The 13,073-nt window shown below is 69.1% G+C and carries 13 protein-coding genes; all 13 read left to right on the forward strand.

What is annotated here, in order from left to right:
• Positions 1–10 precede the first annotated feature (10 nt).
• The 13 genes from hypB (at position 11) to AK36_RS27085 (ending at position 13,073) form a co-directional block, all read left to right on the forward strand.
• Positions 11–1,048 carry a hydrogenase nickel incorporation protein HypB gene (gene hypB / locus AK36_RS27025; protein ID WP_011880073.1) on the forward strand — a complete coding sequence of 346 codons (1,038 nt, stop codon included), beginning with the start codon at positions 11–13 and terminating at the stop codon, positions 1,046–1,048.
• Positions 1,045–2,220 (forward strand): Kae1-like domain-containing protein, encoded by a 1,176-nt coding sequence (locus AK36_RS27030; protein ID WP_011880074.1) that lies wholly within the window; start codon positions 1,045–1,047, stop codon positions 2,218–2,220. Before hypB ends, AK36_RS27030 begins: the two co-directional genes overlap by 4 nt.
• Complete coding sequence (locus AK36_RS27035; protein WP_045579646.1) at positions 2,211–2,468, forward strand: HypC/HybG/HupF family hydrogenase formation chaperone; 258 nt, start codon at positions 2,211–2,213, stop codon at positions 2,466–2,468. Before AK36_RS27030 ends, AK36_RS27035 begins: the two co-directional genes overlap by 10 nt.
• Positions 2,465–3,601: a hydrogenase formation protein HypD gene (gene hypD, locus AK36_RS27040; RefSeq protein ID WP_011880076.1), complete on the forward strand. Its 1,137-nt coding sequence runs from the start codon at positions 2,465–2,467 to the stop codon at positions 3,599–3,601. The genes AK36_RS27035 and hypD overlap by 4 nt, the downstream gene beginning before the upstream one ends.
• Positions 3,598–4,674 (forward strand): hydrogenase expression/formation protein HypE, encoded by a 1,077-nt coding sequence (gene hypE, locus AK36_RS27045; protein WP_011880077.1) that lies wholly within the window; start codon positions 3,598–3,600, stop codon positions 4,672–4,674. Before hypD ends, hypE begins: the two co-directional genes overlap by 4 nt.
• A gap of 120 nt (positions 4,675–4,794) precedes the next feature.
• Positions 4,795–6,297, forward strand: a complete 1,503-nt coding sequence (locus AK36_RS27050) for a sigma-54-dependent transcriptional regulator (RefSeq protein WP_045579647.1) — start codon at positions 4,795–4,797, stop codon at positions 6,295–6,297.
• On the forward strand, positions 6,294–7,331 hold the full coding sequence (locus tag AK36_RS27055) for an NADH-quinone oxidoreductase subunit B family protein (protein ID WP_011880079.1): 1,038 nt from the start codon (positions 6,294–6,296) through the stop codon (positions 7,329–7,331). Before AK36_RS27050 ends, AK36_RS27055 begins: the two co-directional genes overlap by 4 nt.
• Positions 7,332–7,339: 8 nt before the next feature.
• Positions 7,340–8,797, forward strand: a complete 1,458-nt coding sequence (locus AK36_RS27060; protein WP_011880080.1) for a nickel-dependent hydrogenase large subunit — start codon at positions 7,340–7,342, stop codon at positions 8,795–8,797.
• 54 nt (positions 8,798–8,851) lie between these two features.
• Positions 8,852–10,255: a PAS domain-containing sensor histidine kinase gene (locus AK36_RS27065; protein ID WP_080484349.1), complete on the forward strand. Its 1,404-nt coding sequence runs from the start codon at positions 8,852–8,854 to the stop codon at positions 10,253–10,255.
• An 810-nt stretch (positions 10,256–11,065) separates the two neighbouring features.
• Positions 11,066–11,770, forward strand: coding sequence for a beta-ketoacyl synthase chain length factor (locus AK36_RS27070; protein WP_011880084.1), 705 nt, complete (start codon positions 11,066–11,068; stop codon positions 11,768–11,770).
• The gene (locus AK36_RS27075) at positions 11,754–12,548 is read left to right on the forward strand and encodes a lysophospholipid acyltransferase family protein (RefSeq protein ID WP_034192767.1); all 795 of its coding nucleotides are present in this window, start codon (positions 11,754–11,756) and stop codon (positions 12,546–12,548) included. The genes AK36_RS27070 and AK36_RS27075 overlap by 17 nt, the downstream gene beginning before the upstream one ends.
• Complete coding sequence (locus AK36_RS27080) at positions 12,523–12,828, forward strand: phosphopantetheine-binding protein (RefSeq protein ID WP_034192766.1); 306 nt, start codon at positions 12,523–12,525, stop codon at positions 12,826–12,828. Before AK36_RS27075 ends, AK36_RS27080 begins: the two co-directional genes overlap by 26 nt.
• Positions 12,825–13,073: an acyl carrier protein gene (locus AK36_RS27085; RefSeq protein WP_011880087.1), complete on the forward strand. Its 249-nt coding sequence runs from the start codon at positions 12,825–12,827 to the stop codon at positions 13,071–13,073. The genes AK36_RS27080 and AK36_RS27085 overlap by 4 nt, the downstream gene beginning before the upstream one ends.

A 13,073-nucleotide genomic window follows, 5' to 3' on the forward strand; every position in this document is an offset into this window, starting at 1 on the left:
GGAGAACGACATGTGCGTGGTATGCGGCTGCGACAGCCCCGACGGGGCGCACCTGGATCGGCACGATGCGCATCACGCGCACCACGACGCTCAAGCGCACGTGCGCGCCGATGCGGCGAGCGGTGACCTGCATTACGGCCTCGGGCCGGCCGGCGTCACGGTGCATGGCCTGGATCAGGGGCGCACGGTGCGCATCGAGCAGGACGTGCTTGGCGAGAACGATCGCCATGCGGCGCACAACCGGCGGCATTTCGCGGCGCACGGCGTACGCGCGCTGAATCTCGTGTCGAGCCCCGGCTCGGGCAAGACGACGCTGCTGTGCGCGACGATCGCTGCGCTGCGCGCGCGCGCGCCGACGTTGCCGATCGCCGTGATCGAAGGCGACCAGCAAACCGCGAACGACGCCGAGCGCATTCGCGCGGCCGGCGCGCCGGCAATCCAGGTCAACACCGGCAAGGGATGCCATCTCGATGCGGCGATGGTCGCGGCGGCCTATGAACGGCTGCCGCTGCACGCGCATGGTCATGATCATGGCCACGCGCATGGCCACGGCCACGAACATCACCACCACGATCACGATCATCACCACCCGCACGACGCGCACGCTTCGTCCGAGCGCCGCGGCGCGGCGCAGCAGCCCGACAGCGTGCTGTTCATCGAGAACGTCGGCAATCTGGTGTGCCCGGCGTTGTGGGATCTCGGCGAGGACGCGAAGGTCGCGATCCTGTCGGTGACCGAAGGCGAGGACAAGCCGCTCAAGTACCCGGACATGTTCGCCGCCGCGCGGCTGATGATCGTCAACAAGACCGACCTGCTGCCGTACGTGCAGTTCGACGTCGAGCGCTGCATCGAATACGCGCGCCGCATCAATCCGGCGCTCGACGTGATCTGCGTGTCGGCGACCACCGGCGACGGGATCGACGCGTGGCTCGACTGGGTTCTGCGCACGGGCGACGCGCGCGGTCCGCTGGCCGCGCGAATCGGCGAGCTGGAGGCCGAGCTGGCGGCGCTGCGCGCGCAGCAGCGTCGCGCCGGAGACGCGGCATGACGCTGCGGCGCGAACGCCTGCCGCGCGCGTGGGGCGCCGACACCGTGCTCGCGACCGGCGCGTGGCTGAAGAATGCCGCGTGCGTGTACGTCGACGGCGACGTGTACTGGTCGCCGCTGCACGGCGATCTCGACGATCCGCGCCATTGCGTCGCGCTCGAGGCCTCCGTCGCGTCGCTCGTCGATGCGGCCCGGCAAGCCGGTCGGCCGGTGCGCGCGATCGCACATGACCTGCATCCGGATTTCCACAGCTCGCGGCTGGCCGTCGAATGGAGCGAGCGCCTCGGCGTGCCGGCGATCGCGGTGCAGCATCACCATGCGCACATCGGCGCGGTCGCGGCCGAGCATGGGCTCGCGGAGCCGGTCGTCGGCCTCGCGCTCGACGGCGTCGGGCTCGGCACCGACGGCGCCGCCTGGGGCGGCGAACTGCTCGAGGTCGCGCCGGACGGCTGGCGGCGGCTCGGGCATCTGACGCCGCTCGCGCTGCCCGGCGGCGACGTCGCGGCCCGCGAGCCGTGGCGCATGGCCGCGGCGGCGCTGCACACGCTCGGCCGCGCGGACGAGATCGAAGCGCGGCTCGGCGGCGACGTCGGCACGCGCGCGGCGCGCACGATCGGCACGATGCTGGCGCGCGGCCTGAACTGTCCGCCGAGCACGGGTGCGGGCCGGTGGTTCGACGCGGCCGCCGGCTTGCTCGGCGTCTGCCGCCATCAGTGCACCGAGGCGGAGGCTGCCATCGCGCTCGAACGACACGCCGCCGACTATCTGCGCGACCATCCCGAGCCCGATACGGACGGACTGTGGCGCATCGCGGACGACGGCGAGCTCGACCTGCGCCCGCTGCTGGTTCGTGTGCTCGAACTGGCCGATGCCGGCGCGAGCGCGCACGGCGCCGCGCTGTTTCATCTCGCGCTCGCCGACGCGCTCGCCGCGTGGGCCGCCGCGGCCGCGCACGGACGTGCCGTGCTGCTCGGCGGCGGGTGCTTCGCCAACCGGCTGCTGTCGGCGCGCTTGCGCGCCGCGCTCGACGCGCGCGGCGTGCGCAGCTGCGCGCCGTCGTCGGTGCCATGCGGCGACGCCGGCCTGGCGTTGGGCCAGGCATGGGTCGCCGCGCATACATTGACGTCGGGCGCCGTGCGCGCGACGTCCGAAGGAGTTTCGACATGTGTCTAGCCATTCCCGCACGCGTCGTCGAGCTGCGCGACGCCGACATGGGCGTCGTCGACCTCGGCGGCGTGCGCAAGACGATCTCGCTCGCGCTCGTCCCCGACGCGCGGCTGGGCGAATACGTGATCGTGCACGTGGGCTACGCGCTCGGCAGGATCGATCCGGACGAGGCCGAGCGTACGCTCGCGCTGTTCGGCGAATTGGCGCACGCGGCCGGCGACGGCGACGTGCAGCCGAGCGGAGCGCCGCAATGAAGTACATCGACGAATTCCGCGACCGCGCGCTCGCCGAACGCATTTCCGCGCGCATTCAGGCGGAGGCGCAGCCCGGCACGCGCTATCACTTCATGGAATTCTGCGGCGGTCACACGCATGCGATTTCCCGCTACGGCGTGACCGACCTGCTGCCCGACAACGTGCGGATGATCCACGGCCCCGGCTGCCCCGTCTGCGTGCTGCCGGTCGGACGCATCGATCTCGCGGTGCAGCTCGCGCTGGAGCGCGGCGTGATCGTCTGCACCTATGGCGACACGATGCGCGTGCCGGCCTCCGGCGGGATGTCGCTGATGCGCGCGAAGGCGCACGGCGCCGACATCCGGATGGTTTATTCGCCGCTCGACGCGCTGAAGATCGCGCGCCTGAATCCCGATCGCGAGGTCGTGTTCTTCGCGATCGGCTTCGAGACCACCACGCCGCCCACCGCGCTGATCGTGCGCGACGCGGCCGCTGCCGGCGTCGACAATTTCAGCGTGCTGTGCTGCCACGTGCTGACGCCCGCCGCGATCACGCATCTGCTCGCGGCGCCGGCCGTGGCGGCCGACGCCGTGCCGCTCGACGGCTTCATCGGCCCCGCGCACGTCAGCATCGTGATCGGCTCGGCGCCCTACGAGGGCTTCGCGCGCGACTATCGGAAGCCGGTCGTGATCGCGGGCTTCGAGCCGCTCGACGTGATGCAGGCGATCCTGATGCTGATCCGCCAGGTCAACGACGGCCGCGCCGAGGTCGAGAACGAATTTTCGCGGGCGGTCACGCGTGCCGGCAACGCCGCCGCGCAGGCGCTGATGGACGACGTGTTCGAGGCTCGCGAGAGCTTCGAGTGGCGCGGCCTGGGCGAGGTGCCGGCCAGCGCGCTGCGGATCCGCGCGAAATACGCGCGCCACGACGCCGAAGCGCGTTACGGGCTGGTCTACCGGCCCGTCGCCGACCACCGCAAATGCGAGTGCGGCGCGATCCTGCGCGGCCTCAAGCAGCCGCGCGACTGCTCGCTGTTCGGCACCGTGTGCACGCCCGAGAATCCGATGGGTTCGTGCATGGTGTCGAGCGAGGGCGCGTGCGCCGCGCATTACTCGTATGGCCGTTTCAAGGACATTCCGCTGGTACCCGCATGAGCTCGACACCGACCCCTCGCACCAAGCCCGCGTACGTGCGGCCCCTCAATTTCCGCGACGGCCGGATCGACATGGGTCATGGCGCGGGCGGCCGCGCGTCGGCGCAACTGATCCGCGAGCTGTTCGTCGCCGCGTTCGACAACGAATGGCTGCGGCAAGGCAACGATCAGGCCGCGTTCGCGCCGCCTGCCACGGCGCCCGGCGAGCGCGTGGTGATGGCCACCGACGCGCACGTCGTGTCGCCGCTGTTCTTTCCGGGCGGCGACATCGGTAGCCTGGCCGTGCACGGCACGGTCAACGACGTCGCGATGTCGGGCGCGCGGCCGCTGTACCTGGCCGCCAGCTTCATCATCGAGGAAGGCTTCGCGCTGGCGGACCTGAAGCGCATCGTCGAATCGATGGCGAACGCGTCGCGCGAGTGCGGCGTGCCGATCGTCACCGGCGACACCAAGGTCGTCGAGCGCGGCAAGGGCGACGGCGTGTTCATCACGACCACGGGCGTCGGCGTCGTGCCGGCGGGCATCCGGATCGACGGCGCGCTCGCGCGCCCGGGCGATGCGGTGCTGCTGTCGGGCACCATCGGCGAACACGGCGTCGCGATCATGTCGACGCGCGAGGCGCTCGAGTTCGACGTCGAGATCAGCTCCGACAGCGCCGCGCTGCACACGCTGGTCGCGAGCATGCTGGCGGCCGTGCCGGGCGTGCGCGTGCTGCGCGACCCGACGCGCGGCGGGCTGGCGACCACGCTCAACGAGATCGCGAGCCAGTCGGGCGTCGGCATGCTGATCCGCGAGGACGCGATTCCGGTGCTGCCGCAGGTAGACGCGGCATGCGAGCTGCTCGGCCTCGATCCGCTTTATGTGGCCAACGAAGGCAAGCTCGTCGCCGTCTGCGCGGCCGAGGACGCGCCCGCGCTGCTGGCCGCGATGCGTGCGCATCCGCTCGGCGCGCACGCCGTGCAGATCGGCGAGGTGACCGAGGACGCGCACGGTTTCGTGCAGGTCGAGACGAAGTTCGGCGGACGGCGGATCGCCGACTGGCTGTCGGGCGAACAGCTGCCGCGCATTTGCTGACGCCGCGGAACGGCGAGGATCGTCCGACGCGGGTATCATGCGCGTTGTCAGGCCGCCTGCTGCCGCATTCCGCGTGCGGCGGGCCTGAATCGGCCGGATCTGCACGGCCTCGATCGACCCATGAGCTCGCCCTTACCCGTCCATCCCAGCACCGACCCCGAACCCGATCCGGCGCCGCTGCGCAGGCCCCCCACCGTGCTGGTCGTCGACGACGAGCTGCGCGCGCAGGAAACCATTCGCCGCGTGCTGGACGAGGAGTTCGAGGTGCTCACCGCGAGCTCCGCCGACGAGGCGCGGGCGATCCTGCAACAGCAGCCGGTCGCCGTGATCCTCTGCGATCAGCGGATGCCGGGGCGCACGGGCGTCGAGTTCCTGTCCGAAGTGCGCGAGACGTGGCCCGACACCGTGCGGATCATCGTGTCCGGCTACACGGATTCGGAGGACATCGTCGCGGGCATCAACCAGGCCGGCATCCACCGCTTCGTGCTGAAGCCGTGGATGCCCGACCATCTGCTCCACACGGTGCGCCAGGCCGCGGAGGCGCAGTCGCTGCAGCAGGACATGCATCGGCTCGACCTCGAGTTGCGCAACAGCGTCCCGCTGCTGCGGCAGCGCAGCCACGAGAAGCTCGCGCAGGTGCAGAACACGCTCGGCTTCGATGCGATCGTGCGCGCGCCGGGCAGCCCGCTCGATCCGATCTGCAAGCTCGCGTCGAAGCTCGCGCGCTACGACCTGTCGATCCTGATCCTCGGCGAGTCCGGCACCGGCAAGGAGATGCTCGCGCGCGCGATCCACTACGCGAGCCCGCGCGCGGCCGGCCCGTTCGTCGTCGAGAACTGTGCGGCCGTGGCCGACACGCTGCTCGAATCGGAGCTGTTCGGCCACAAGCGCGGCGCCTTCACCGGCGCGGTTCACGACCACGCGGGGCTATTTCAGCGCGCGAACGGCGGCACCATCTTCCTGGACGAGATCGGCGACACGTCGCTCGCCTTCCAGGTCAGGCTGCTGCGCGTGCTGCAGGAAGGCGAGGTGCGGCCGGTCGGCGCGACGCGCGCGGTGCCGGTGGACGTCCGCGTGATCGCCGCGACGCATCGCGACCTCGAGCGCGAAGTCGAGGCCGGGCGTTTCCGCGAGGATCTTTACTACCGGATCGCGACGGCCACGCTGGCGCTGCCGCCGCTGCGCGAGCGCAGCGGCGATCTGGTGCCGATCGCGCACCGGCTGCTGCAGGCCATCGCCGAGCACGAGTCGCGCCCGGCCGGGCTGGACTTCGCCCGCGATGCGCTGGCGGTGCTGCTCGGCTATGCGTGGCCGGGCAACATTCGCGAGCTGCGCAACGAGATCTACCGCGCGGTCGCGCTGAGCGACGACGACCTGATCCGCGCCGACGCGTTTTCGCCGAAGGTGCTGCGCGGGCAGTCGGGGCCGGCCGCACGCGGGCCGGAAGCGCAGATTGCGTCGGCCGGCACGTTGCAGGAGCGGCTCGATGCGATGGAAACGATGTTGATCAAGGAGGCGCTGTTGCGGCACCGGTGGAACAAGACGCGCGCCGCGTCCGAGCTGGGCCTGTCGCGCGCCGGGCTGCGCCAGAAAATGCAGCGATTCGGTCTGGAGAAGAAATGAGCGTCGATACCCGCGCGCCCGACGGCACGGGCGCGTTCAACGTGTTGTGGCTGCAGTCGGGCGGCTGCGGCGGCTGCAACATGTCGCTGCTGTGCGCCGACACGCCGGACTTCTCCGGCATGCTGTCGCGCGCCGGCATTCGGCTGCTGTGGCATCCGTCGCTGTCGCTCGAAACCGGCGCGGACGCCCGCGACGTGCTGCTGGCGTGCCTCGACGGTACCGTCGAGCTGCATGCGCTGTGCGTCGAAGGCGCGATGCTGCGCGGCCCGAACGGCACGGGGCGTTTTCACGTGCTGGCCGGCACCGGGGTGCCGATGATCGACTGGGTCGCCCGGCTCGCGAGCGTCGCGCATTACACGGTGGCGATCGGCACCTGCGCCGCTTACGGCGGCATCACCGCGGCCGGCGCGAATCCGGCCGATGCCTGCGGGCTCCAGTACGACGGCGATCAGCCGGGCGGGCTGCTGGGCGCGGCGTACCGGTCGCGCAGCGGCTTTCCGGTCGTCAACGTGGCCGGTTGCCCGACGCATCCGGATTGGGTCGTCGAGACGCTGAGCGCGCTGTCGATGTCGCTGCTCGATCCGGCTGCGCTCGATACGCTCGGCCGGCCGCGCTTCTATGCCGACCAGCTTGTCCATCACGGTTGCACGCGCAACGAGTTCTACGAGTACAAGGCGAGCGCCGTGCGTCCGTCCGATCTCGGCTGCATGATGGAGCACATGGGCTGCAAGGGCACGCAGGCGCATGCCGACTGCAACACGCGCTTGTGGAACGGCGACGGCTCGTGCACGCGCGGCGGCTATGCGTGCATCAACTGCACGGAGCCGGGCTTCGAGGAGCCCGGCCACGCGTTCCACCGCACGCCGAACGTCGCGGGCATCCCGATCGGCTTGCCGAGCGACATGCCGAAGGCGTGGTTCGTCGCGCTCGCGTCGTTGTCGAAGGCCGCGACGCCGAAGCGCGTGCGCGAAAACGCGACGGCCGATCATCTGAAAGTCGCGCCCGCGGTCCGTTCGCGGCCCCGTAATAAATAGGTGTCTTGATGTCTCGACTCGTGATCGGTCCGTTCAATCGCGTCGAAGGCGACCTCGAGGTGCGCATCGAGGTCGTCGACGGCCGGGTCAGCGACGCGCATGTGAACGCCACGATGTTTCGCGGTTTCGAGCAGATCCTGCTCGATCGCGATCCGCTCGATGCGCTCGTCTACGTGCCGCGCATCTGCGGTATCTGCTCGGTGTCGCAGGGCGTGGCGGCCGCGCGCGCGCTGGCCGACCTGGCCGGCGTGACGCCCGCGCCGAACGGCCAGATCGCGACGAACCTGATGCTCGCCGCCGAGAACCTCGCCGATCACCTCAGTCACTTCTATCTGTTCTTCATGCCGGATTTCGTGCGGCCGGTCTATGCGGCGCGCGCGTGGCACGCCGAAGCGGTGTCGCGCTTCACGCCTTATCAGGGCGAACGGCACCGCGCCTCGCTTGCCGCGCGGCAACGCTGGCTGCGCCTGATGGGCACGCTCGGCGGCAAGTGGCCGCACACCGGTTCGATCCAGCCCGGCGGCAGCGCGCGCGCGATCGACAACGCGGAGCGGATCCGCCTGCTGGGGTTCATCGGCGAATTCCGGCAGTTTCTCGAAGAGGTGCTGTTCGACGCGCCACTCGAGGAGATCGCGCAGCTCGACAGCGAAGCCGCGCTCGCCGCCTGGCGCGCGCGCGGCGAACGGCGTGGCGATTTGCGGTTCTTCCTGACGCTCGCCGACGATCTCGGTCTCGACCGCCTCGGCGCCGGCCCCGACCTGTACCTGTCGTATGGCGCGTATCCGCAACCGGACGGCGCGCACGCGTTCCGCGGCGGCGTCTGGGACGCGCAGCGCAAGCAGGCCGATGCGCTCGATCTCGACGCGATCACGGAAGACGCGACGCATGCATGGCTGGACGATGCGGGCGGCGCGCGGCATCCGTTTGCGGGGCTCACCGAGCCGCGCGCGGACAAGCCGGGCGCTTACACCTGGAACAAGGCGCCGCGGCTGAACGGCGCGGTGCTGGAAACCGGTGCGATCGCGCGGCAACTGGCGGATGGTCACCCGTTGATCGCCGACGCCGTCGCGCGTTGCGGCGGCTCGGTGTACACGCGCGTGCTGGCGCGATTGCTGGAGCTGGCCCGTGTCGTGCCGATGATGGAGCAGTGGGTGCGCGCGCTCGCGCCCGGCATGCCGTATTGCGCGGCCTTCGCGCTGCCGGACGAGGGCCGCGCGGTCGGCCTCAACGAAGCCGCGCGCGGCAGTCTGGGCCATTGGCTGGCGGTGAAGGACGGCAGGATCGCGAATTATCAGATCATTGCGCCGACGTCGTGGAATTTCTCGCCGCGCGATGCCGGCGGCCGTCCGGGCGCGCTCGAAGCCGCGCTGATCGGCGCGCCGGTCGAGCCGGGCGAGACGACGCCCGTGGCGGTCCAGCACATCGTGCGGTCCTTCGACCCGTGCATGGTCTGCACGGTGCATTGAGCCGGCCGCCACGGTCGGCCGAACCCGGATTACGAACAGCGTACTGACAGCGTCATGGCGAGCAATCGATCGAACCCACCCAAACCGGCGGCGAAGCGCCGCGCGGCGCCCGGCGCGGATGCGCTGAGCCACGCCGCCGCGGGGCCGGACGCCCGGCCCGATGCCGAAGGTCTCGACGACGCAGCCTGGCTCGAAGTGATCCACAAGATGGACGAGGTCTACTCGCAGCTCGTGCAGGACGAGATTGCGCTCGAGGAGAAGAACGCGCAGCTCGAGCAATCGCAGCAGTTCATTCTCGGGCTGCTGTCGTCGATGTCGGACGTGCTGGCCGCGTGCAACGCGCGCGGCGAGGTCGAGGAAACCAATGCCGCGATGTGCGAACTGCTCGGGCAGCCGGACAGCGTGCTGCGCGGATCGCGCTTCGAGAGCTGGCTCGCCGACGACGCGAGCGTCACCGCGCTGCGCGCCGTCACGGCGTCGGGCACGCCGGCGCAGGGCACGGTGGTCGAACTGAACATGCGCGATCGGCAAGGCGCGGCCGTGCCGGTCGACTTCAGCTGTACGCCGCGTGGCGGGCCGCGCGGCCGCAGGCTCGGCTACCTGCTGGTAGGCCGCCCGACGGGCGAGCTCAAACGCGCGTATCGGCAGCTGCGCGAAGCGCACGACGCGCTCAAGCACGCGCAACAGCAACTGCTTCACTCGGAGAAAATGGCGGCGCTCGGGCGTCTGGTCGCCGGCGTCGCGCACGAGCTGAACAACCCGATCAGCTTCGTGCTCGGCAACGTGCATGTGCTGAAGCGGTATGGCGAGCGCCTGACGCGCTTCATCGATGCGACGGCGCAGCCGCTATCGGCCGCCGAGCGCACCCGGCTGCGCACGGAGTTGCGGATCGATCCGATTCTGGCCGACTTGCCGTCGCTGGTGGACGGAATGGTCGAAGGCGCGCAGCGCACGGCGGACATCGTCAGCGCGTTGCGCAGGTTCTCCGCGGTCGATCGCGAGGAGCTCGGCGCGGTCGACATCAACGAGGTCGTGACGCGCGCGATTCACTGGATCAGGAAAGGCGCGGGGCCGGATTTCGACGTTCACTGGTCGCCCGGCGAGCCGCAACTCGTGCACGGCAGCGCGGGGCAATTGCTGCAGGTGATGATGAACCTGATCCAGAACGCGTGCGACGCCGCGTCGAGCGCGCATCGAGGCACGCCGGAGATCTGGATCGACGCGACCCACCGTGACGGCCAGGTGATCGTCACGGTGCGCGACAACGGCACGGGCATCATGGACGAGCATCTGCCGCACCTGTTCGAGCCGTTCTTCACGACCAAGCCGCAGGGGCGCGGAACGGGGCTCGGCTTGTCGATCAGCTACGGCATCGTCGATCGTCACGGCGGAACGCTGACGGCCGGCAATGCGGAGCAGGGCGGCGCGATCTTCACGCTGGCGTTGCCGCAGAGTTGAAGCGGCGTCGGGCGGGGCTCGGCAAGTCAGACGCCAACGAGCGATTTTGGAAACACCGAGGCGAAGACCAACGCCCGTCTCGCTGCAAGAAAATACCGGCCATCGCGACGGCAAGATTATCGCCACATCGAGACGCGACAAACCGCTCGTGGAATCGTATCTCCGTATCGAATCGGGAAACCCCGCGACGTAATTGAATACCTCCGCGGCGGCTGATACTGGATTCGGATAAATGATCCGCATTGCGCGTTCTTCGGCGCGCTCGAAATGCCCGCGACTACATCGCCGGTTGCGCCAGACGCATCAGTGTCAGGAACGAGGCCCGCGGTTCGACGCAACGGTGCGCCCGGCGGCGGCATGCGCACGCATAACGCGTCGAGACGCGCGCCCTAATGGACACCGGCTATCCGGTTCACCGCATCGCGCTCGCCGGTTATGCGCTCGACCGCTAACGCGTTATACTCCCGACCGTTTGACGCTTTCGAATCGAGCGTTTCATAACAATTGACAAATCGGATTAAGTATCGTCTGACGCCGGCGTCGTCGCGTTGATTTCGCACGACGGTCCTGTTACAGTCTCGCCGAAACAAGACCGCCCGACGGTCGGCCGTCCGTCGATTGTGTTGCGTGACGCCGCGATTTCCTGCGTGATCGGCTGTATGGCTCCGGGGAGCCGGTAAGCCGATGTCTCGAACCGCCGAGTCCGACGTGCAGGACGGCATGCTGGATGAAACGGCATCTGACTGCGCATCGCGAGCGGCGCATTAAAAAAACTACCCTCAGCGAAGTAACCGTAAAGAGAACAAAAAAATGGCCGATTTGCATTGGACCATGCCAATCGCCAGATGGACGTCGATTTCGACCGCGGGGGCACCGGGCGTCGAAGCCCTCGATCCGATGGTGCGACGCCGCTTGAGCCGGCTGTCGCGTGTCGCGCTTCAGGCAGCGTACGACTGCGCAGGATCGGACGACGATCCGCTGCGCATGGTGTTCGCATCGCGCCACGGGGAGCTGGCGCGCACCACCGGCATACTCGCCGCCATCGGCGCGCGCGAGCCCGTGTCGCCGACGGCGTTCAGCCTCTCGGTTCTCAATGCGGTCACCGGCATCTTCGGCATCGCCAGGCGCGACCGCTCGACCGCGACCGCGATCGCGGCCGGACACGAAACGCTCGGCTACGCGCTGCTCGAAGCCTATTCCCAATACGAAACCTCGCCGGCGTCGCCGGTGTTGCTCGTCTATGCGCACGAGCCGGCCGATCCCGTGTACGGCGCGGTCGACGACGATCCGGAGAGCGTCGGCCTCGCCATCCTGCTGGGCGCGGCCGAACCGGCCGGCTATCTGACCTGCGAGATGGCCGCCGAGGATGCGGACGACTGCGCGCACGAAGATGCCGACGATGCAGCCGGCACGCAAAGCGCCGCGCTGCTGCGTTGCCTGTCGACGCGCACGACGGCGTCGTGGCGCAGCCCTCATGCATCGTGGCGATGGAGCTGGCATGATCGCGCGGCTTGACTACGGCTGGCGCTTGTTCGCGACCGGCGCGAGCCTGGCGTTTTTCGCGCTGTGCGGCTCGGCTTTCTCGTTGCTGGCGATCGTCGCCAGCGCCCTGTGGCCGCATCGCCGTTCGCGTCAGCGCGGCGTCACGCTCGTCATCCATCATTTCTTTCGCGCGCTGGTCGCGCTGCTGCAGCGCGTCGGCGTGATGAAGCTCGAACTGAGCGGCGTCGAGCGTCTGGCGCAGCGCGGCCCGGCCATCGTCGTGGCGAACCACCCGACCTGGCTCGACGTGATGGTGCTGCTGTCGCTGACGCCGAAGGCCTGCTGCGTGGTCAAGCGCGGCCATTGGGGCAACCCGTGCTTCTGGGGCATCGTGCGCGCCGCCGAGTACGTGAGCAACGCGGACGCCACGGAGCTGGTCGACGCCGGCGCGCGCCAGCTGGCGGCCGGCTACACGATGATCATCTTCCCGGAAGGCACGCGCAGCCCGGGCGGCAATCGCCTGCACGCGTTCTCGCGCGGCTTCGCGCACATGGCGCTGCAGTCGGGCAGCAGGATTCAGCCGGTGCTGATCGATTGCGACCCGCCGGTATTCACCAAGACGCTGCGCTGGTACCACGTGCCGTCTCGTGCGTTCCGCATGCGCATCGACGTGCTCGAACCGATGGATCTGGACCGGCTGGCAGCGAACGTCGCGTCGCCGTCGATCGCCGCGCGCAGCATTGCCCGCGAGGTGGAAGTGCACATTACTCAAAGTCTCATTCAGCATGGTTACTTTAAAACTGCAAATTAAGCAGCTTCTGATCGAGACGCTCGATCTCAGCGACATGACCGTCGACGACATCGACGACGATGCGCCGCTGTTCTCGACCGACGGCATCGGACTCGATTCCGTCGATGCGCTCGAAGTCGGCATCATGCTGCGCAAGAAGTTTCATCTGACGATCGCCGCCAACGACGAGCGCACGAAGGCGCATTTCCGGTCGGTCAACACGCTCGCGGCGTTCATCGCCGAGCAGCAGTCTCATCAGGCATCGCACGAAGCCGTGCTGGAAAAGGGGAGTCTCTCGTGACCGACGCAGAAATCCTGGAGCGCATCCGCGCCATCTTTCACGAGAACTTTGCGATCGAGCCCGAACAGGTGCAGCCCGACACGCACCTGTTCGAAGAACTCGACCTGGACAGCATCGACGCCGTCGATCTGGCGATCAAGCTCCAGGAAATGACCGGCAAACGCATCAAGCCCGAAGAGTTCAAGTCCGTGCGCACGGTCGGTGACGTCGTCGCCGCCGTGCACGCGTTGCTCGCAGACGCGTGA

The organism is Burkholderia vietnamiensis LMG 10929 (assembly GCF_000959445.1).
Classification (GTDB): domain Bacteria; phylum Pseudomonadota; class Gammaproteobacteria; order Burkholderiales; family Burkholderiaceae; genus Burkholderia; species Burkholderia vietnamiensis.